The following is a 20,340-nucleotide window of genomic DNA, read 5'->3' as shown; positions in this document are numbered from 1 at the left end:
CGTAGCGTACGGGGGGCTTCGGACAGCGGGGAGCGGGGCGCCGGGCCCGTCAGGCCGAGGTGCGTTTGCGGGACGATGCCGTTTTCTTCGTCCCGCTGCCGCCGCTCGACGACGTCTGCTTCTTCGCCGCCGTCTTCGTTGCCGTCTTCTTCACGGTCGACCGGCTTCCGGTGGCCTTCTTCGTCGTCGACGTGGACTTCTTCGCGCCGGTGGGCTTGGGGGTGGACTTCTTCGCCGCCGCGGTGCTCTTCTTCCTGGACCGGGTGGACGGCTTCCCCGACGTCTTCTTGATGGGGTGCACGTCGGCCATCTCGCCGTCGCCCTCGCCCTCTGCCCCGGCCTCCTCCTCGCCCCGGGACTTCTTCGCCGCCTGCACACTGTTCTCCAGGGCCGCGATCAGGTCGATGACCTTGCCGCCGCCGGCCTCCCCGGACTCGGCGGGGCGCACGGTCTCCCCGGAGGCCTTCGCCGCGATGAGTTCCTCCACCGCCTCCCGGTAGTCGTCGTGGAGGCTGTCCATGTCGACCTCGCCGAGGGTGTCCATCAGGGCGTCCGCCAGGTCGAGTTCGGCGTCGCGGACCGTGACGTCGCCCTCCGGCGCGACACCTTCGGGGGCGCGGATCTCGTCGGGCCAGAGCAGCCCGTGCATGGCGATCACGTCGTCCACCACGCGGAGCATGCCGAGCCGTTCGCGGCCGCGCAGGGCGTACTTGGCGACGGCGACCTTGTTGCTGCGCTTGAGGGCCTCGCGGAGCAGGGTGTACGGCTTGGCGGCGGGTACGCCGTTGGCGGAGAGGTAGTACGCCGCGTCCATCTGGAGCGGGTCGATCTGGTCGGCGGGCACGAAGGCGACGATCTCGATGGTCTTCGCGGTGGGCAGCGGAAGCTGGGCGAGGTCCTCGTCGGTGATCGGGATCATCGTGCCGTCGGCGTCCTCGTACGCCTTGCCGATCTCACCGCCCGAGACCTCTTCCTCGTCCAGTTCGCAGACCTTGCGGTACCGGATCCGGCCACCGTCGGCGAGGTGGACCTGCCGGAAGTGGATCGAGTGGTTCTCGGTGGCGTTGACCAGCTTGATCGGGATGCTGACCAGCCCGAAGGAGATCGCGCCGTTCCATATGGACCTCACCGTTCACCCCTTGTCGACCGTGGAGGACGCTCTGGCGAATAGAGATGCTATGCCCTGATTTCGTGTGACTCTTATCGTATGACGCCGATCACCGAGGTGGAGGGGCGACGGGTCCCGCTCAGCAATCTCGACAAGGTCCTGTACCCGGCCACGGGAACGACCAAGGGCGAGGTGCTGCACTACTACGCGGCCACCGTGGGCGGCGTGATCCTGCTCCAGCTCGCCGACCGCCCCGTGTCCTTCCTGCGGTATCCGGACGGGCCGGGCGGCCAGCTCTTCTTCACCAAGAATCCGCCGCCCGGTACACCCGCCTGGGTGGAGACCACCCCTGTCCCCCGCAGCGAGGACCAGGCCGCCCGGCAGGTGGTCGTGCGCGATCTGGCCTCGTTGATGTGGGCGGCGAACCTGGTGGTGGAGTTCCACACCCCCCAGTGGCGGACGGACGCACCGCGGGTCGCCGACCGGATGGTCTTCGACCTGGACCCGGGCTCCCCCGCGACCGTCGTGGAGTGCTGCACGGTGGCGCTCTGGCTGCGGGAGCGGCTCGCGGCGGACGGGCTGGCGGCGTACGGGAAGACCTCCGGGTCCAAGGGGCTGCATCTGCTGGTCCCGCTGGAGCCCACGCCGTCCGGCGAGGTGTCCGCGTACGCGAAGCGGCTCGCCGTGGAGGCGGAGGAGGCCCTTCCGGGGCTGGCCCTGCACCGGATGAAGCGCTCCCTGCGGCCGGGCAAGGTCTTCGTCGACTTCAGCCAGAACTCCGCGTCGAAGACGACCGCCACGCCCTACACCCTGCGCGCCCGCCCCGAACCCACCGTCTCGGCCCCCGTGACCTGGGACGAGATCGCGGGGTGCCGGGAGGCCGGGGTCCTGGTGTTCCGCGCCGGGGACATGGCCGCCCGGCTGGACCGGCACGGCGATCTGCTCGCCCCGCTGAACGATCCGGGGCAGGGTCGCCCGCTCCCCCGCACCGCCGAAACATCTTGACCCGGTCATGACCTGGTTACGGGCGCGAGGAAAGGCCACAAGTGGCGGGTGGATTGTCGGGGCCGTGGTGCACACTCTGCGCAGGCGCTTCCTGCGGGGCGCGCCGGGAGGGGTGTGACGGGCAGGGTGCGCCGCGTGGCGTGCCGGTCCGGGCGCTGTCGTGATCGTGGGGAGGGGATGGCGTGTTCTCGGGGATCGACGAGGTCGACTGGGCTTCGATGGAGCATGCCTACGGGCCGGCCGACGACGTACCGGAGCTGCTGCGGGGGCTCGCGTCGGAGGATCCGGCGGAGCGGGAGGCCGCGCTCGACGGCATGTACGGGGCGGTGCACCACCAGGGCGATGTGTACGCGTGCACGCTCGCGTGCATCCCGTTCCTGTTCGAGCTGGTCGTGGATCCGGGGGTGCAGGACCGGGGCGGCGTCGTCGAACTCCTCACCAGCATCGGGGGCTTCGACCTCGACGAGGACGACGAGGCGGAGATCGACGAGGACGAGATCGAGGGCGCCGCGAACTACGCGATGGCGGCGGCCGCGGTCACCGCGGGCGCCGGGGTGTTCTTCGAGCTGATCGCCGACGAGGACCCCGGGGTGCGGCTCGCGGCCCCGCTGGCCCTCGCCACGCTGCACCGGCACCCCGTGCGGGTACTGGCCCTGCTGCGCGAGCGGCTGCCGGTGGAGCCCGACGAGGAGGTGCGGCTCGCCCTGGTGGAGGCGGCCGGGCGGGTCGCCCTGCGGCACCGGCCGCTGGCGGAGCGGGTCGGGACGTGGCTGGGCCTGCTGGCGTCCCGGGCCGAATCGCCGGGGCTGCGGCTCGCGGCCCTGGCCCAGCTGGCGCGCTGTTCGCCCGACGGACTGCCCGGTGATGTGGTGCCGGTGGTCTCGGGGCTGCTGCGCGAGATGCGCGCGGCGCCGGACGAGTCCGGTGGCCCGGCGGAGCCCGCCGCTCCGGCAGCGGGCGCCTCTCCCGGGGGGACCGCCGCGCGGGACGACGACGAGCCGGAGCCCGTGGCGTCGGCGGAGACCGGGCGGGGCGAGCACGTCGTGACGCCGACGCTCGTGGGGCAGCTGCGCTCCCTGTCCGCCCAGGAGAACGCCGGGCGCGGCGCCCCCTGGGCCGCGGATCTGCTGCGCACCCTGCACGTCGGCCTCGACGACCGGGTGGGCGACCGCACCGCGCTGCTCGCCGACCAGTTGCGCAGCCCCGACCGCCGTCAGCGCATCGACGCCGTGCGGATGAGCGGCGGGCTCATACGGGCCTGGCGCGGCCCCTACGAGGAGTTGGTGGCGCTCGTCGGCGAGCAGTTGTCCGACCCCGAGCCCCGGCTCGCCGAGGCCGCGTCCCATGTGCTGGAGGAGCTTTTCCAACTCGCCGCGCCCGCCGCCGACGCCCTGGCCGCCCGGCTGGCCGCCGACCCCGGGGGCTGGGTGAAGACCTGGGCAGGCGGCCCGCCCGGACTCGGCTCCACCGTGAAGGCCCTGGCCCGGCTCGGCGACGCCCGTGCGGTGCCCGCGCTCGCGGCGGCGCTGGAGCGGGAGCAGGTGGCGCACGACGTGGGGTTCGCGGTGGGCCACCTGGGGGCGGCGGCCCGGCCGCTCGCCGGCCCGCTGCGGCGCAGGCTCGCGGACGTGGAGCTGGACGAGAACGCCTACGACCGGGCGAGCCCGCTGCTGGCCGGGCTGACCGCGCTCCGGACGGGCGAGGCGGCCCCCGAGGTGCTGCGGGTGCTGCGCGGGGCGCCGGAGTACCGGGGCGAGTGGCTGCGTACGGCGGCGCTGCGGGCGCTGGGGGCCTTCGGGCCCGCCGCGCGGGAGGCCGTCCCCGAGCTGCGGGCGCTGATCCGCCGGCCGGGGACGGCGTCCGCGACGGAGGCGGCCGAGGCCCTGTGGGCGGTCTCCGGGGACGCGGACGCGGTGCTGCCGGTGCTGATCGAGGGCCTTCGGTCGGACCAGGTGCACGACCGGCGGGCGGCGGCGGTGGCGCTGGGGGCGCTCGGGCCGCGCGCCGCGGTGGCCGCGCCCCGGCTGCGCGGGCTGCTGGCCCACGAGGAGGTGTGGTTGCGGGTCGATGCGGCGATCGCACTGTGGGAGGTGTCGGGCCGGTCGCGAGAGAGCGTGGCGGCCCTGCTCACCGCCTGGGAACAGAACCGCCATGTCCGGGTCCGGGTGGCAGAATGCCTGGCACGGATGGGGCCGGTCCCCGAGGGGTCGGCCGCGGCGCACGTCCTGCGGAGCGAACTCGCCTCCGTACGCCGTCACAACGCGATGGACGGCGGGTACGGCAGTCATGACATCCACGAGGACGAAAAGCTCCTGGCACTGTGCCGGCAGGCGCTCCGGGGGACGGGGAAGGGAAGCACGCCATGATCATTTTCGGTACCAAGGGCTACCTCTATCAGCTGGCCGTCCTGACGATGGTGTGCGGCTGGTGCGGCAACCCCGCGGCGCACACCCTGCGCAAGCGGGTCACGAAGTTCACGCTGTTCTTCGTGCCGCTGTTCCCGTTCTCGACGAAGTACGCCACGCAGTGCACGTTCTGCGGCGGGGAGCGGCAGATACCCGAGGAGGAGGCGAACGGGCTGCTCGCCCAGGCCGCGGCCGGGCAGGACGGCAACGCCTACGGTCAGGCCCCGCAGCAGCCCGGCGTCACGCCGCCCGGGCGGAACCCGTACCAGCGCTGACCCCGCGTCGGTCCGTAAGCGCTGACCCCGTCTCGGTCCGCACCAGCGCCGACCCGGCCCGGGACCAGCCCTGCCCCGAGCGCTGACCCTGCGACGACCGTGGAGCCACGCACCGTGACGCACTGGTGCGAACCGGGCATTGCGCACGGCCGCCCCATTAGGGTGTGAAGCCTCTGTCGTCGAGGAGGAGGCGAGAGTTGCGTCCGCACCGCGCCCCGGCGGCGACCCGCACCGCCGTGTCCGCCGTCGCCGCGCTCACCCTGCTGTCCGGCTGCGGCGCGGCGGGCGGGCTGGAGAGCGCGGGGGAGACGCCGTCGGCCGTCGAGCCCAAGGGCCTGTGGCCGGAGCTGCCGCCCGCCTCCTCCGCCCCGTACGACTACGGGGAGGGCGAGACCGCGCGGATCCCGGGGATCCGGGTCACCGGCGGTGATGTGCGGCGGCTGGACCCGGTGACCGTGACCCAGGCCGGGCTGAAGGCGAAGACGGACCGGGACAGCGGCCTGGACGAACTGCCGGACTCCACGGTGCGGCAGATCAAGGCGTGCCGGACCGCCCCGGACGACTGCCCGGTCCTCCCCCCGTACTACCGCGACCTGACCGGCGATGGCAGGGACGAACTGGTGCTCGGCGTCCGGATGCCCGACCAGCAGCTCGCCGTGCGCGTCTACATGCCGGACGGGGGCGGGCTGACCCGGATCATGTCCACCTACGACGCCGTCATCAGCGTGGAGCTGGCGGGCCGGGACCTGATCATGCGGGCCCCTTCAGTGATCCCGGGGTACGAGTACCGCACCGCGTGGTCATGGGACGACCGGCAGCGCGCGATGCTGCCCACCCGGGACGAGATCCTGCGGACGCCCGAGCACCGGAAGGGCCCGAGGCCCCGGCGCACGCCGACGAAGCCGGCGACGGGCACCCCGGCCCCGTCCACCGACGCCCCGTCGGATCCGGGCGCGTCGACGCCGTCCGGCTCCGCCGCGGGGACGCGATGAGACGGCGCCGCCGCTTCCGCCCACCCTCATGGGCCGCGAGCCTCACCTGGAAGTCCGCGGTCTTCCTCACCGCCATGTGCTGCACCCTGGCCGCCCTCCTCGGCGTGCTCGTGCACACCGCGGTCACCCGGCAGACCGTCGAGCACGCCCGCGAGAAGGCGCTGGCCCGGCTGGAGGTGGTCACCGACGCGTACGAGGCCGGGGAGCCGCTGCCCCGGGGGTCCGGCATCGACCCGCCCGGCCTGCCCGCCTCGCTGCGTGCCCTCGCCGCCGGTGGCGAGCGGGGCACGGTCGTCGCGGACGGGCCGCACCGGCCGGGCGATCCGGACGGCCGGAGCGGCCCGGCCATGTGGGCGGCGGGCCCGGCGGACGGGCGGGCGCTCGCCACCTGGACGGACTACAGCCACAGCGCCCGCACCATCGGCGGCCTCGACCGGGCGATCATCGGCTCCTCGCTGCTGGCCATCGCCGCGACCCTGCTCGTCGGGCTGTTCGCCGTCGGCCGGGTGACCCGCCGGCTCCACCAGAGCGCCCGGGTGGCCCGCCGGATCAGCGCGGGCGATCTCGACGCCCGGGTGGACGACCCGCGTACCGCGAGGCCGGTCCGCGCCCAGGACGAGGTGGCGATCGTGGCGGGCGCTCTCGACACGATGGCCTCGACCCTCCAGCGCAAGCTCCAGACCGAGCAGCGGTTCACCGCCGATGTGGCGCACGAGCTGCGCACCCCGCTGACCGGTCTGTCGGCCGCCGCCGAACTGCTGCCGCCGGGCCGCCCGGCGGAGCTGGTGCGCGACCGGGTGCGGGCGATGCGGGCGCTGACGGAGGACCTGCTGGAGATCTCCCGCCTGGACGCCCGTACCGAGCAGGTCGACCTCGCCGTGCACGATCTCGCGCCGATCGCGGAGCGGGTCGTCCGGGCGTCGGGCACCGGCACAGAGGTACGGGTGAGCGGCGCGGCCCGGGTGGAGACCGACCGGCGGCGGCTGGAGCGGGTGATCGGCAACCTGGTGACCAACGCCCACCGGCACGGGGCGCCTCCGGTGGTGCTGAGCGTGGACGGCGCGGTGGTCACCGTGACGGACCACGGGCCCGGGTTCCCGGCGTATCTGCTGGACGGCGGGCCGCAGCGGTTCCGCACGGACGGCGCGGGCAAGGGGCACGGTCTCGGGCTGACCATCGCGCTCGGCCAGGCCCAGGTCATCGGCGCCCGGCTGGACTTCGGCAGTGCGCCGGACGGCGGGGCGCTCGCCCGGTTGACCCTGCCGGAGTACGTGCGGCTCGACGACGCCGATCCCGACGGGAACCCCGGTGGGGACAGGGGTCGACGAGGCCCGGACGACCCGGACGGCTCAACGGCGAGCGGGTCTCACGCATCGTGACGCGTTGCAGACCGTGAGTGGCGATTTTAGCGTGACGATCACGAGCCCAGCTCGTGTCCCCCACGTTCCGCTTTCCTCATCGCATGGAGGCAGCATGTCCCCCCTGTCCCGCCCCTCGCGGCTCCGCCGGCTCGGTCTCTGCGTGGCCACCGGCACGCTCGCGGCGCTCACGGCCGCCGCCCCCGCCGCCATGGCGGCCGACCCCCAGCCCGTCGGTCAGCGCGCGGAGGCCACCGCTGTGGACCCGACGTCCGACGAGCTCTCCGCCTCGGCGCTCCAGCGCGAGCACGAGGCACAGCAGCAGGCCCGGCAGGAGGCGCAGCAGCAGGGCCAGGCGCGGCCCCAGGCGCCGAAGCGGACGTACAAGGGACGGGTCATCGCCAAGCCGTACCTGCTGCTCCGTGACAAGCCGACGCGCAGCAGCCGCATCGTCGGCTCGGTGGAGTACGGCTCGGTCGTCCACATCTTCTGCAAGACGACGGGCGACAACGTCGACGGCAACAACCGCTGGTACCTGCTGACCGACGGCACCTGGGCCTGGGGTTCGGCCCGCTACATCGAGAACATCGGCGCCGCGCCGAAGTGGTGCTGACCTCGCGTCACCCGCACACCGCTCCCGCGCCCGCCCGCGGAGCCCGGCCCCTGTCGCCGCGCGCTCCGCGGGCGGGCGCATGTGTCCTCCGCGGGCGGGGCGCATGTGTCCTCCACCGGCGGGCGCGTACACGGAAGGGCTCCGGAATCGGCGAAGGCGTGACATAAGGGAAATATCGCCCTCCTCTTGCTACGTTGCGGAGCATGACCGCAACGAGGGCGGACGCTCCCCCGCCCGAGCTCCGCCTGCCCAAGCGGCGCGGGATGGAGCTCACCCTCCTCGTGGGGGGCGTCCTGATCTCCGTTTCCGGCTACGCGGCGGTCGGGCTCACCCACGACGGCACCGTGCCGCCGGACGTCGCCGGGTACGGCGCCGGGCTCGGTGCGCTGGCGTTGCTCGCCCATGTCGCGGTCCGCTTCCGGGCCCCGTACGCCGATCCGCTGCTGCTGCCGATCGCCGTCCTGCTCAACGGACTTGGCCTGGTGCTGATCTACCGGCTCGATCTGGAGACGCCGAGGGACCAGGCCGCGCCCACCCAGCTCGTCTGGTCCACGCTCGGCGTCGCGCTGTTCACCGTGGTGGTGGTGCTGCTGCGCGATCACCGGGTGCTCCAGCGGTACGCGTATCTCTCGGTGGCCACCGCGCTGGTCCTCCTGATCGTGCCGATCTTCTTCCCGGCGGTGAACGGGGCGAAGATCTGGATCCGGATCGGCGGACTCTCCTTCCAGCCCGGGGAGTTCGCGAAGATCCTGCTGGCGGTGTTCTTCGCCGCCTATCTGGCCGCCAACCGCAACGCGCTCGCGTACACCGGCCGCCGGATGGGGAAGCTGCAACTGCCCGCGGGCCGGGTGCTCGGGCCGATCGTGGCGATCTGGCTGCTGAGCGTCGGCGTGCTGGTGCTGGAGCGCGACCTCGGCACCTCGCTGCTCTTCTTCGGGCTGTTCGTCATCATGCTGTACGTGGCGACGGGCCGGACCGGCTGGATCGCGGTGGGCCTGCTTCTGGCGGCCGTCGGGGCGTTCGTCGTCGGGTCCTTCGAACCGCATGTCCACAGCCGGGTGCAGGACTGGCTCGACCCGTTCGCCTCGATCGACGCGGGGCGGGGACCGGGCCAGCTCGCCCAGTCGCTGTTCGCCTTCGCGGCGGGCGGGATGTTCGGGACGGGGCTCGGCGCCGGGAACTCCATCCTGATCGGCTTCGCCGCGAAGACCGACTTCATCCTGGCGACGGCCGGTGAGGAGCTGGGGCTGAGCGGGCTGACCGCGATCTTCCTGCTCTACGCGCTGCTCGTGGCGCGCGGTTACCGGGCCGGGCTCGCCCTGCGCGACCCGTTCGGGCGGCTGCTCGCCATCGGTCTCGCCTCGATCCTGGCGCTCCAGGTGTTCGTGATCGCGGGCGGGGTGATGGGGCTGATCCCGCTGACCGGGATGGCGATGCCGTTCCTCGCGCAGGGCGGGTCGTCCGTCGTCACCAACTGGATCATCGTGGCGCTGCTGATCCGGGTCAGCGATGTCGCGCGCCGGCCCCGTCCGGAACAGGTGGAGACCGGGGTCGTCGCGGCGGCCGCGGAGGAGGGGAACCGGTGATCCGCTACATCCGGCGGGCCGCCGCCTTCTGCCTGCTGCTGCTCGTGGCGCTGCTCGTCAACGCGGCCCGCGTGCAGCTCTTCGAGGCCGACGAGCTGGACGACAACCCGGCCAACCGCCGTTCGGCCATCGTCCGTTACGACCAGCCGCGCGGGAACATCCTGGTCGGCGACCGGCCCGTGACCGGCAACAAGGAGACCGGCGAGCAGCTCAGCTTCGAGCGCACCTATCTGCACGGCCCGCTGTACGCGCCGGTGACCGGATACGCCTCGCAGACGTACGGCACCACGCTGATCGAGAACGCCGAGGACGCCGTGCTCTCCGGTACGGACTCGCTGCTGGCCCCGCTGCCCTTCTGGAACGAGTTCACCCGGGGGAGGCAGCCCGGCGGCGATGTCGTCACGACCGTCAAGGCGTCGATGCAGCAGGCCGCGTACGAGGGGCTGCGCGGGCGGCGGGGCGCGGTGGCGGCCCTGGATCCGTCGACGGGCGCGATCCTGGCCCTGGTCTCGACCCCGTCGTACGACCCCGAGCGGCTGTCCGGGACCGGTGCGGCGGTGACCGACGCGTGGTCCCGGCTGAACGCCTCCACGAGCATGCCGATGCTCAACCGGGCCATCCGGCAGACCTATCCGCCGGGCTCCACCTTCAAGATCGTGACGGCTGCGGCGGCCCTGGACTCCCGGGCGGTGACGGACCCCGACGCGGCCACGGACACCCCGTCGCCGTACGTCCTGCCGGGGACGGAAACGACCCTGCCGAACGAGGCCCGGGGCTGCGAGAACGCGTCGCTGGCGGACGCGATCCGGGTCTCCTGCAACACGGTGATGGCCCATCTGGGGGTGGAGGTCGGCCTCGACGGGATGGTGGAGACGGCGCAGAAGTTCGGCTTCAACGACACCGGGCTGCGCATTCCGTCCGGGGTGGCCAGGAGCAACTTCGACACGGACATGAGCGAGGACCAGCTCGCCCTGTCCTCGATCGGGCAGTTCAACACGAAGGCGACCCCGCTCCAGATGGCGATGGTCGCCTCGGCCGTCGCCAACGGCGGGGAGCTGCGGCGCCCGTATCTGGTGGACCGGGTGACCACGAACACCGGGGACACGGTCCGGCAGGAGCGGTCGGAGTCGTACGAGCGGCCGATGAACCCGGCGACGGCGGTGCAGCTCCAGCGGATGATGGTCGAGGTGGTGGAGAACGGCACCGGGTCGAATGCGGCGATCGACGGGGTCCGGGTCGGCGGCAAGACGGGCACCGCCCAGCACGGCGTCGACAACTCGGGTCTGCCGTACGCCTGGTTCATCTCCTGGGCCCAGGCCGCCGACTCGGGCCGCCCCGCCGTCGCGGTGGCGGTGGTGGTGGAGGACGCCGCCGCCGACCGGGCCGACATCAGCGGCGGCGGCAGCGCGGCCCCGATCGCCCGGGCGGTGATGGAGGCGGCCTTGGAGGAGCGGGAGTAGTCCGGGCTCCGGTCCGCTGTGCGGGCGAGCACCCGCAGACTGGCCGCATGACACCTGCGACTTCCGCCGTGGCGCGGGCCCTGGAGCGGATCGAGCGCCTGGACCCGGCGCTGCACGCCTTCATCGAGGTCTGGCCGGATGCGGCGCTCGCCCGGGAGCGGGAGGCCGTGGCCCGGCGACTCCCCCTGGGCGGGCTGCCGTTCGCGGTGAAGGGCCCCTCCGGCATCCGGTCGTACGCGGCCCGCCGGCTGATCGCGGCGGGCGGGGTCCCGGTGGGTGCGACCTCGGTGCCCGGCCCCGGTACCGCCTGGCAGACCTGGGGGCGGGGTGCGCACGGCCGTACGGTCAACCCGTGGCGGGCGGACCGTACTCCGGGCGGGTCCTCGGCCGGGGCGGCCGTCGCGGTGGCGGCCGGAATGGCGGAGGCGGCGACGGGCGGCGACGGGGCCGGCTCGGTCCGGATCCCGGCCGCCTGGTGCGGGGTGTTCGGGCTGAAGACGACGAACGGGCTGCTGCCCTCCCCCGACCGGACCGGACTGGCCTCGGCCGGGGTGCTGGCCCGGACGGCGGCGGCAGCGGAGCCGTGTCTGCGCCGGGTGCTGGACGGCGGCGGCGCGCCGGACGAGGCCCCGGGTCTCCCTCTGCCCGCCGTGTACAGCGAGGACCTCGGGTTCGCGGAGGTGGACCCGGAGGTGGCGGCCGTCGTCCGGGCGGCCGTGGACCGGCTCGTCGCGGCGGGGACCGTACGCCTGCTGGACCGTGACGCCGGGCTGCTCGACCCGGCGGGCGCCTGGACGGCCGTACGGGGCGGCTCGCCGGACGACCCGGAGGCGGTGCGGGTGCGGCGGACGAACGACGAGCGGCTGGACGCGCTGCTCGCCGGCGGGGCCCTGCTGCTGACCCCGGCCACCCCGAACCGGCCGCACGGCCACGAGGGCCCGGGCACCCGCTACTCCACGGCGCTCACCTGGGCGTTCAACCTGAGCGGGCACCCGGCGGCGAGCCTGCCCGCCGGATTCACCGGGGACGGCTGCCCGGTGGGGCTCCAGGTGGTGGCCCCGCGCGGTGCGGACCTGGGGCTGCTCGCCGCGGCCCGCGCCGTGGAGGACGCCCTGCCCCCGGCGCGGACGCCGCCCCTGGCCGGGCGGGACTGAGCGGCGGGTCAGCCGAGCGGCCGGCGGGCCTCCTCACGGACCTTGGCCGTCTCCGCCGCGACCGCCGCCAGGTCGATGGACTTGGGGTCCTTGAGCAGGGTCTCCGGGCGGATCACCCCGATCATCGCGGCGGTGTTGTCGTCGCCCCAGGCGCACATGGGGATGTTGGCGATGCCGCCGGACTCCTTCGACCGCACGACCTGGCACTCGATCGTGATCGAGTGCCCCTCGGGCCGGAACGTCTTCGGGGGCACGACGAGGGTCGCGCCATCGGCCTCCGCCGCCCCCTCCATGATCTTGCCGCGCATGAATCCGGGGCTGGCCAGCCGCCCGTGCATCCCGGACAGCACCAACGCGCCGCCCTTGGCCGAGGTGTACTGCGCGACGACCGCCTCCGCGTCCCGGATGCTGGCGTCGGGGGTCTTCTCGATCTCCTCGCCCTCGGTCTCCGAAAGGTCCTGCTCCAGGCTGAACTCGCCGTCCAGGAGCTTCTGCTGCACGACGAGTTCGTACTCCGCCTTCGGGTACACCAGGTCGGCGCCCTTGTCGGCGAGCTGGGTGACGCCGTAGACGATGCCGCCCGCCGCCAGCACCGCGCCGACCGCGATCCCGGCGATCAGCCCGGTCCGCTTCCGGCGCGGCGGCTGCGGGCCCGCGGGCGGCCAGCCGCCCATCGCCGGGCCGCCACCGCCGGGTATGCCGGGCTGCCCCCAGCCGCCCTGCTGGGGCGGGGGCTGCTGCGGGTAGCCGTAGGGCTGTTGCTGCGGGACGGACCCCGGGGCGACCGGCGGCGGGCCGTAGGGGTTCTGCGGGGACGGCGGCCCGTAGGGGCCCTGCGGCGGGTGCGGCGGGGTGGTCATGGGCTCACGTTACGACACGTTTGCGAACGGAATTTCGGTCCGGCCGATATCGGTATCAGGTCGAGAGAATGCGGCCGGGACGAGCGGCTCCGCGCCCGCCCGGCCACCTTCCCCCGACGGCTCGCCCCGATCGGCTCACCCCAGCGGCTCACGCCTGCGCAGCCACTCCTGCGGCGCCCCGGCCGTCCCGGTCGCCGCCCCGACCACGCCGCCGGTGATGGCGCACGTGGTGTCGACGTCGCCGAGGCCCGCCGCGGTCGCCCAGAGCGCCGCTTCCAGGTCGTCCCGGTGCCGGGCCGCGCTCCACAGCGCGAAGGGCACGGTGTCGTCGGCCCGGATGCGCTGCCCGTTGCCGAGGAGGTCCGCCGCCCGCCACGGTTCGGTGCTGAACGACGTCCGTGCGGCGCGCCGCACCCCGTCGCGTACCGGCCCCTCGGGCGTACGTTCCGCGACCGCGTCCAGCGTCAGTTCGCCGCGCGCCGACAGCGCCGCCGCCACCGCGACGGCCACCGCGCCCGCGATGCCGTCCGGGTGGGCGTGGGTGACCTCGGCCGAGAGCGCGGCCTGTCCGGCGACCCGGTCCAGGTCCTCGTGGAAGCGGGCGCCGAGCGGCGCGACCCGCATGGCCGCGCCGTTGCCGAGGCTGCCGCCGTCGAAGAGTCGGGGGGCCAGGGTGCGCCAGTCGGCCGGGGCGTCGAGCAGCCGGGGCAGCAGGAGGTGCATGCCGTGGCCGTAGCCGCGGGCCTGGTCGGCGTCGAAGGCAAGTGCGTAGCAGAGCGCCAGGTGGTCCTGGTCGACGTGGCCGCGCTCGTCGAGGGAGCGGGTCAGCGCGAGGGCGAGGGCCGTGTCGTCGGTCCAGTGCCAGAGGGGTTCGGGCGGGGTGCGGCGGGCCCGGATCTCGTTCACGGCCTGCCGGGGTTCGCGGAAGAGCGGGAACCAGCGCTCCCCGAACGCGTCGCCGAGCGCGAGACCTTCGAGGCTGCGGCGGGCGGCGGCGTGACCGGCTGCGCTGACCGGGGTGGCTGCGGGCGGGTTCGTCGTCATGTCCGCATCCTGACCGCCGGCCCGGTCCGCGTACACCTCTTATCGGCCCCGCCCGCCGCGACGCCCTCAGGCGGCGTCGGCGCCCTCGTCGATCGCCTCCGCGACCTCCGCCACCCGGGCCTCCTCCTCGGCGGCGAAGCGGTCGCGGTCCAGTTGCTCGGCTATCTCCTCGTCCTGGGACATCAGCAGGTCGAGGTTGGAGTCGCCCAGTTCGAGGACGCCCATGGCGACGTACGCCTTCTGGAGGCGCGGGCCCCACAGGCCGATGTCCTTGACGCACGGGACGATGCGGCTGAAGAGCAGCTTCCGGAAGAGCTGGAGGTACTCCGAGTGCTCCGAGAGGTCCTTCGCCTCCTGCGTGCCGATGCCGAAGTTCTCCAGGACCTCGACCCCGCTGAGCCGGTCCCGCATCAGGTAGCAGCCCTCGATGACGAACTCCTCGCGCTCGCGCAGTTCGGCGTCGCTCAGCTGCTTGTAGTAGTCGCGCAGCGCCATCCGCCCGAAGGCGACGTGCCGGGCCTCGTCCTGCATGACGTACGCGAGGATCTGCTTGGGCAACGGCTGGGTCGTGGTGTCGCGGATCATCCCGAAGGCGGCCAGCGCCAGGCCCTCGATGAGGACCTGCATCCCGAGGTAGGGCATGTCCCAGCGGGAGTCGCGCAGGGTGTCGCCCAGCAGCCCCTGGAGGTTGTCGTTGACCGGGTAGAGCATGCCGATCTTCTCGTGCAGGAACCGGCCGTAGATCTCGGCGTGCCGGGCCTCGTCCATGGTCTGGGTGGCGGAGTAGAACTTGGCGTCCAGGTCGGGGACGGACTCCACGATGCGGGCCGCGCACACCATCGCGCCCTGCTCACCGTGGAGGAACTGGCTGAACTGCCAGGAGGCGTAGTGCTTGCGCAGTTCGCCGCGGTCCCTCTCCGTCATCTTCGCCCAGTGCGGGGTCCCGTAGAGGGTGAGCGCCTCGTCGGGGGTGCCGAGCGGGTCGGCGGGGTCGACCTCCAGGGACCAGTCGATGCGCTTGTCGCCGTCCCACTGCTTGTCCTTGCCCTTCCGGTAGAGGGCGAGGAGGCGCTCGCGGCCGTCGTCGTAGTCCCAGCTGAACCGGGCGGCTCCGGCGGCGGGGACCTGCCAGATCGGTTCGGCGGGCGGGCTGGTGTAGAGCTCATGGGTGGACACGGACGGCTCCTTCGCCTCGGACAGCGGGACATGATCGACAAGTTCCTTGAAGCCGAAGGCAGTTGAGCGCGCGCGCCAGCCGCCTCTTCGGCAGGTTCACACGTTGGTAGACATCGAGTCAACAAGTCGGACGGAACCGTGCGCAAGGGATTGACGGCCTTGCTGACGAGCAGTCTCATAAGGGGTGACCACCGGTAGCTTCCGTTTCCGACAGCCTCTGTTCCCGGTCCCCCTGTTCCCGGTCCCCCTGTGAGGTGCTCCCGCCATGACGACCGTCACCGCTCGCGATGCGACCGTGCTCCGCGACGCGCTCGGGCCGCTCCGCGACCGCGAGCAGATCGCCCTGCGGCTGCTCGAATCCTCGGCCAGGCACTCCTTCGACCCCGACACCGAACTCGACTGGGACGCGGCCGTCGAGGACGGCAGGTGGTTCTGGCCGCCGGAGCTGCTCTCGCTGTACGGGACCCCGATGTGGGACCGGATGTCCGAGGAGCAGCGCCTCGACCTCTCCCGGCACGAGGCGGCGGCCCTGGCCTCGCTCGGCATCTGGTTCGAGATCATCCTGATGCAGTTGCTGGTCCGGCACATCTACGACAAGCCCGTCACCAGCAACCACGTCCGCTACGCGCTCACGGAGATAGCCGACGAGTGCCGGCACTCGATGATGTTCGGGCGCATGATCGACTGGGGCGGCGCCCCGACGTACCCGGTGCCGCGCGTCTACCACAACCTCGCGCGGGTCCTGAAGACCGTCTCCACCACCCCCGGTTCGTTCGCCGCGACCCTGCTCGGCGAGGAGATCCTCGACTGGATGCAGCGTCTGACCTTCCCGGACGAGCGGGTACAGACCCTGGTGCGCGGGGTGACCCGGATCCATGTCATCGAGGAGGCCCGGCACGTCCGGTACGCCCGGGAGGAGCTGCGCCGCCAGATGGTGACCGCCCCGCGCTGGGAGCGGGAGCTGACCAAGGTCAGCTGCGGCGAGGCGGCCCGGGTGTTCTCCGTCTGCTTCGTGAACCCGCAGGTGTACGAGAACGTCGGCCTGGACCGCCGGGAGGCCGTCGCCCAGGTGAGGGCGAGCGGGCACCGCGCGGAGGTCATGCAGTCCGGCGCGAAACGGCTCACCGACTTCTTCGACGACATCGGGCTGCTGAACGGGGTCGGCCGCCGACTGTGGCGAAGCTCCGGACTGCTGGCCTGAGGTGTACCGGCCGGCACGGTCTAGGCTCGGGGGCATGACGTCCACCGCCGCAGTCCCGCCGCCCCGGGCGACGTACCGGAGGCTCAGCGTCGAGGAGCGCCGCGCCCAGCTGCTGCTGGCAGCGCTCGGCCTCTTCGCCCACCGGGCGCCCGACGAGGTGTCGCTCGACGAGGTGGCGGTGGCGGCCGGGGTGTCCCGGCCGCTCGTCTACCGCTACTTCCCGGGCGGACGGCAGCAGTTGTACGAGGCCGCGCTCGGCTCGGCGGCGGACGAGCTGACGCTGTGCTTCACCGAACCGCCGGTGGGCCCGCCGACCGAACGGGTGGCCCGGGTCCTGGACCGCTACCTCTGCTTCGTCGACGAGCACGACACCGGGTTCAGCGCACTGCTGCGCGGCGGGAGCGTGGTGGAGACCTCCCGGACGACGACGATCGTGGACGGGGTGCGCCGGGCCGCGGCCGACGAGATCCTGCGGCACCTCGGGCGGGTGGGCGGGGCCGGGGAACAGCCCGCCGGGCCGAGGCTGCGGATGATGGTGCGCAGTTGGATCGCGGCCGTCGAGGCGGCCTCGCTGATGTGGCTGGACGACGGGAAGCAGCCGGCCGCGGCCGAGCTGCGCGGCTGGCTGGTCGACCATCTGATCGCCCTGCTCGCGGCGACCGCGGCCTCCGATCCGGAGACCGCGGCGGTGATGAACGACCTGCTGGCCCTGGAGACGCCCGAAGGACCGGCCGGACAGCTGGCGGAACGAGTAATTCCGGTCGTCGCGGAGGCGGCGCACCTGCTGCCCGCGTCCCCTGCGTCAGACTGACCGGGTGAAGAGCGAGAACACCCCTTTCCGCGGCGGCCCCCTGGACGGCCGGGTCCTGCCGGTCCTGCTGGGCCCGACCGGCCATCCGCCGAAGTGGTACGAGGTCCCCGTGCCCTCCCCCGACGGCGGCCCCGCCACGGTGTACGCCTACCAGCGGGTCCCGGCCGGCTACACCAAGCGGCTCGGGCTCCAGCGCGGCTGGGTGTACGAGTACGCCCCCGGCGGCCGTGAGCACCGCACGCTCAAGTGGCCCTGGTCCAAGCCGCCCCGCCGCGACTGAACGACGGCGGGCGGTCCTCGCGTACGGCACAGGCTCTAAGATCGACGGTCAGGCGCCGGGGACGGGCCATCCGGTCGCCGTACAACGGTCACAAGGGGGTGCGCCATGGAGGCGCTGCGTCAGGACGATCCACGCCGCTTCGGCCGCTTCACCGCGCTGGCCCGCTTCGACGAGGGCGCGAGCGCCGTGCGGTACGTGGCCCGGGATCTCGCGTCCGGCGAGACGGCCCTGATCACCGCCGCCCGCCCCGAACTGGCCGCCGTCCCCGTCTTCAGCCGCCGCTTCCAGGCCGAGGCCCGCACCGCCGAACGTCTCGCGGGCGGCTGGGTGACCCCGCCCCTGGACGGCGGCGACCCGGCACGGACACCCGAGGACGAGGCGGAACCGCTCTGGACGGCGGCGGGTTACGTCCCCGCGCTGCCGCTGGCCGAGGCGATCGCGATCGCCGGTCCGCTGCCCGAGCGGGCCCTGCGGGTCCTGGGCGCGGGCGTCGCCGAGATCCTCTCCCGGGTGCACGCCGCCGGGTCCGTGCTCCAGGGCCTGGCCCCCGGCACGGTGCTGCTGGCCGCCGACGGCCCCCGCCTCACCGCCTTCGGCCCGCTGGGCGCTGCGGCCTCGGCGGAGGCCCGCCCGGGCGGCCAGCTGTCGGTACGGCTCGGCTATCTGACGCCCGAGCAGATCGAGGGCAAGGAGGTCTCCGCCGCCTCCGACCTGTTCGTGCTGGGGCTGCTGCTGGCGTACGCGGCGACCGGGACGACCCCGTTCACGGAGGGCCCGGCCGAGGAGGCCACCCGCCGGATCGCCGAGGACGAGCCCGGACTCGACGCCGTACCGGAGGAGTTGCGCGAGCTGATCGCGAACTGCCTGGCGAAGGACCCGGATCAGCGGCCCACCGCCGGCACGGTCGCCGCCGAACTGGCCCTGGAAGGCGCGGCGGGCCTCGCCCGGGGCGGCTGGCTGACCGAGCCGCTCGCGGCGGCGGTGGCGGACCAGGAGGCGCGGGTCCTGGCCCTGGAGGTGCCGGAGGAGGGGGACGCCACGGCGGACCCCGGCACCGCGGACCCCGTTACGGCGGATTCCGGTACGGCGGATGTCCCGGCGGCCCCCGAGGACGCCCGGCCCGCGGACGCGGCCGCGCCGCCGGTCGCGGCCTCCGGGGCTCCCGAGGCCGAGAGCCCCGCCCCGGAGCCCGAGGACGCCCGGCCGGCGGACGCGGACGCGCTCCGGAAGCCCGCCGACGCCGACGCGCCCGCGCGGAACACGGGCGGGAACGGCGATGGGGACGGAAACGGCGATGGGGACGGGGGCATCGGTGAGGACCGGGGCACCACCCGCTTCCTCAACACCGGGCCGCGCCCGCCCCACAACGACCGGCCGACCACCCAGCTCGCCCTCCCCCACGAACTCACCGCGCCCCAGGCCCCGGCCGCCCTCCCGGCCGCGCACTCCGCGCAGCCCGCCGCACCGCTCGCCCTGCCCACCGGCCCCGCCGCCCCGCAGCAGCCGGAACACACGCACGGCGGACCCGCCCCGTACCCCGCGGCCGCGCTCCCGGCCGGGCCCGCGGGTCCGGGCGGGCCCGGCGGAGGGCCGATGGTGTCGTTGCCGCTGCCTCCCGCACCGGCCCCGGCGCCCGACCCCGCCACCAGCCGCCGGACGCTGCTGACCATCGCGGCGGCGGCCGTCGGCGGGCTGATCGTGGGCGGCGGTTCGGTCGCCGCGCTCGGGTCCGGGGGCACCGCCGAGGCGACGGACGACAAGCCGGCGCCCAAGCCCCGACCCACGCTCCCGGGGCAGGCCCCCGAGCCGCGCTGGATCTACGCGCACCCGGCCTCCGAATCGTCCCCGCTCACCACCGCGCTCTGGCAGGACAAGCTGCTCGTGGTGACCAGCGAGAGCCAGGCCAGCGCCGTGGACCTGCGCACCGGCAAGCGGCTGTGGCAGCGTGCGGACGGAGCGAAGGGGCAGGCCGCGCTGGCGGCGGGCGCGGATCTGGTCTTCGTGGCGAGCCCGACGGAGTTCCTGTGGCTGTCGCCGAAGAACGGCAAGGTCGTGCACCGCGTGCGCTACACGGAGGCCTTCGACGACCTGCCGGGGCTCACCGTCGGGCGGCTGGCCGGAAGTTCCGGCCCGGTCATCTGGTTCACCGGGTCGCACACGGTCGTCGAGAAGGCCCCGAAGCCGAAGAAGGGCAAGAAGAAGGGCAAGGACAAGGAAGTCGTCGAGGCCTACTTCTTCGCGTACGACATCGTGCAGCGCAAGGAGCTGTGGCGCACCTCCGTGCCCGCGGGCCGCGACCCCGGCACCCCCGCCTACCGGGTGGTCGCGGAGCGCTCCGCCGACGTCCTCGTACGGCAGGACGCGGCCAGTCTGACGGCGGCCGAGGTAAAGAAGGCCAAGGGGAAGGGGTCGGTCCGTTCGTTCGACCAGAAGACCGGCAAGCTGCTGTGGACCAAGCAGTACGGCGCCGCGTCCCTGGAGGCCGCCACCACGGGCGACGAGGACGGCACGCTGTACGCGGCGGTCGGCCGGGACCTCCAGGCCTTCGAGGCGGACACGGCGAAGCCGCTGTGGCGCGTCGAGGGCAGCGAGGACTCGTGGTTCGGCACCCCGTTGATCGCCGGACCCCTGATCCACACCACCGAACGCAGCCGGCTGGTCGGCGCGGTGGAGCGGGAGAGCGGTCGGCTCGTGTGGCGGCGCTCCACCGAGGTACCGGGCACCGGCCCCGCCCCCTCGCTCACGCTGAGCGGCAGCGAGAAGACGCTGATCGCCGCCGATGCCGTCCAGGTCACCGCGTTCGCGGCGGCCGACGGTGAACGGCTGTGGAAGTTCCAGGACATCGGGGCAGCGGACCCCAAGGGGGAACCGGTCCGCGCGTCGTACCGGACGCTCGCCTTCGGCAAGACGGTCGTCGTCCAGCGGGACAGGTCCTTCTACGCCTTCCCAGTGGCCTGAGAAAGTGTTGGGTAAGCCGTTGATCACTCGCGGTTGAGGTCTTCGGTGAGGCGT

Annotated in this window: 17 protein-coding genes; 13 read left to right on the top strand and 4 right to left on the bottom strand. The window is 73.7% G+C overall.

Annotated elements, in window-relative coordinates:
* Positions 1-49 precede the first annotated feature (49 nt).
* Positions 50-1,129: a non-homologous end joining protein Ku gene (gene ku / locus IE145_RS31800; RefSeq protein ID WP_189528894.1), complete on the bottom strand. Its 1,080-nt coding sequence runs from the start codon at positions 1,127-1,129 to the stop codon at positions 50-52.
* A 78-nt stretch (positions 1,130-1,207) separates the two neighbouring features.
* Between ku and ligD the strand changes: the two genes are divergently transcribed.
* From ligD to IE145_RS31755, 9 genes are all read left to right on the top strand, one after another.
* On the top strand, positions 1,208-2,113 hold the full coding sequence (gene ligD / locus IE145_RS31795) for a non-homologous end-joining DNA ligase (RefSeq protein ID WP_189528893.1): 906 nt from the start codon (positions 1,208-1,210) through the stop codon (positions 2,111-2,113).
* Positions 2,114-2,295: 182 nt separating this feature from the next.
* Entirely contained in the window at positions 2,296-4,479 is a 2,184-nt protein-coding gene (locus IE145_RS31790) for a HEAT repeat domain-containing protein (protein WP_189528892.1), read from the top strand.
* The gene (locus IE145_RS31785; protein WP_189528891.1) at positions 4,476-4,793 is read left to right on the top strand and encodes a zinc ribbon domain-containing protein; all 318 of its coding nucleotides are present in this window, start codon (positions 4,476-4,478) and stop codon (positions 4,791-4,793) included. The genes IE145_RS31790 and IE145_RS31785 overlap by 4 nt, the downstream gene beginning before the upstream one ends.
* A 197-nt stretch (positions 4,794-4,990) precedes the next feature.
* Positions 4,991-5,785 carry a hypothetical protein gene (locus tag IE145_RS31780; protein ID WP_189528890.1) on the top strand — a complete coding sequence of 265 codons (795 nt, stop codon included), beginning with the start codon at positions 4,991-4,993 and terminating at the stop codon, positions 5,783-5,785.
* Entirely contained in the window at positions 5,782-7,164 is a 1,383-nt protein-coding gene (locus tag IE145_RS31775) for an ATP-binding protein (RefSeq protein ID WP_189528889.1), read from the top strand. The genes IE145_RS31780 and IE145_RS31775 overlap by 4 nt, the downstream gene beginning before the upstream one ends.
* 94 nt (positions 7,165-7,258) lie before the next feature.
* Positions 7,259-7,756, top strand: coding sequence for an SH3 domain-containing protein (locus tag IE145_RS31770; protein WP_189528888.1), 498 nt, complete (start codon positions 7,259-7,261; stop codon positions 7,754-7,756).
* A gap of 203 nt (positions 7,757-7,959) precedes the next feature.
* Positions 7,960-9,342: an FtsW/RodA/SpoVE family cell cycle protein gene (locus IE145_RS31765; protein ID WP_189528887.1), complete on the top strand. Its 1,383-nt coding sequence runs from the start codon at positions 7,960-7,962 to the stop codon at positions 9,340-9,342.
* A complete protein-coding gene (locus IE145_RS31760) occupies positions 9,339-10,802 on the top strand; it encodes a peptidoglycan D,D-transpeptidase FtsI family protein (protein ID WP_189528886.1) in 1,464 nt (487 codons plus the stop codon). The genes IE145_RS31765 and IE145_RS31760 overlap by 4 nt, the downstream gene beginning before the upstream one ends.
* 47 nt (positions 10,803-10,849) lie before the next feature.
* A complete protein-coding gene (locus IE145_RS31755; protein ID WP_189528885.1) occupies positions 10,850-11,956 on the top strand; it encodes an amidase family protein in 1,107 nt (368 codons plus the stop codon).
* An 8-nt stretch (positions 11,957-11,964) separates the two neighbouring features.
* Here IE145_RS31755 and IE145_RS31750 read toward each other — a convergent pair whose 3' ends face one another.
* The 3 genes from IE145_RS31750 to IE145_RS31740 all read right to left on the bottom strand — a co-directional run bounded on the left by IE145_RS31750 (position 11,965) and on the right by IE145_RS31740 (position 15,036).
* Positions 11,965-12,816, bottom strand: a complete 852-nt coding sequence (locus IE145_RS31750) for a hypothetical protein (protein WP_189528884.1) — start codon at positions 12,814-12,816, stop codon at positions 11,965-11,967.
* A gap of 135 nt (positions 12,817-12,951) precedes the next feature.
* Positions 12,952-13,860, bottom strand: coding sequence for an ADP-ribosylglycohydrolase family protein (locus tag IE145_RS31745; RefSeq protein WP_189528883.1), 909 nt, complete (start codon positions 13,858-13,860; stop codon positions 12,952-12,954).
* 66 nt (positions 13,861-13,926) lie between these two features.
* The gene (locus tag IE145_RS31740; RefSeq protein WP_189528882.1) at positions 13,927-15,036 is read right to left on the bottom strand and encodes a ferritin-like domain-containing protein; all 1,110 of its coding nucleotides are present in this window, start codon (positions 15,034-15,036) and stop codon (positions 13,927-13,929) included.
* 265 nt (positions 15,037-15,301) lie between these two features.
* Here IE145_RS31740 and IE145_RS31735 point away from each other — a divergent pair, with 265 nt between their 5' ends.
* From IE145_RS31735 to IE145_RS31720, 4 genes are all read left to right on the top strand, one after another.
* Positions 15,302-16,237 (top strand): AurF N-oxygenase family protein, encoded by a 936-nt coding sequence (locus tag IE145_RS31735; RefSeq protein ID WP_189528881.1) that lies wholly within the window; start codon positions 15,302-15,304, stop codon positions 16,235-16,237.
* 34 nt (positions 16,238-16,271) lie between these two features.
* A complete protein-coding gene (locus IE145_RS31730; RefSeq protein WP_189528880.1) occupies positions 16,272-17,048 on the top strand; it encodes a TetR/AcrR family transcriptional regulator in 777 nt (258 codons plus the stop codon).
* A gap of 4 nt (positions 17,049-17,052) precedes the next feature.
* The gene (locus IE145_RS31725; RefSeq protein WP_128807207.1) at positions 17,053-17,328 is read left to right on the top strand and encodes a DUF8847 domain-containing protein; all 276 of its coding nucleotides are present in this window, start codon (positions 17,053-17,055) and stop codon (positions 17,326-17,328) included.
* A 105-nt stretch (positions 17,329-17,433) separates the two neighbouring features.
* Entirely contained in the window at positions 17,434-20,286 is a 2,853-nt protein-coding gene (locus IE145_RS31720; protein ID WP_189528879.1) for an outer membrane protein assembly factor BamB family protein, read from the top strand.
* Positions 20,287-20,340 lie beyond the last annotated feature (54 nt).

Source organism: Streptomyces sindenensis (assembly GCF_014649035.1).
GTDB classification, from domain to species: domain Bacteria; phylum Actinomycetota; class Actinomycetes; order Streptomycetales; family Streptomycetaceae; genus Streptomyces; species Streptomyces sindenensis.
This window is presented reverse-complemented; position numbering and strand designations above follow the sequence as displayed.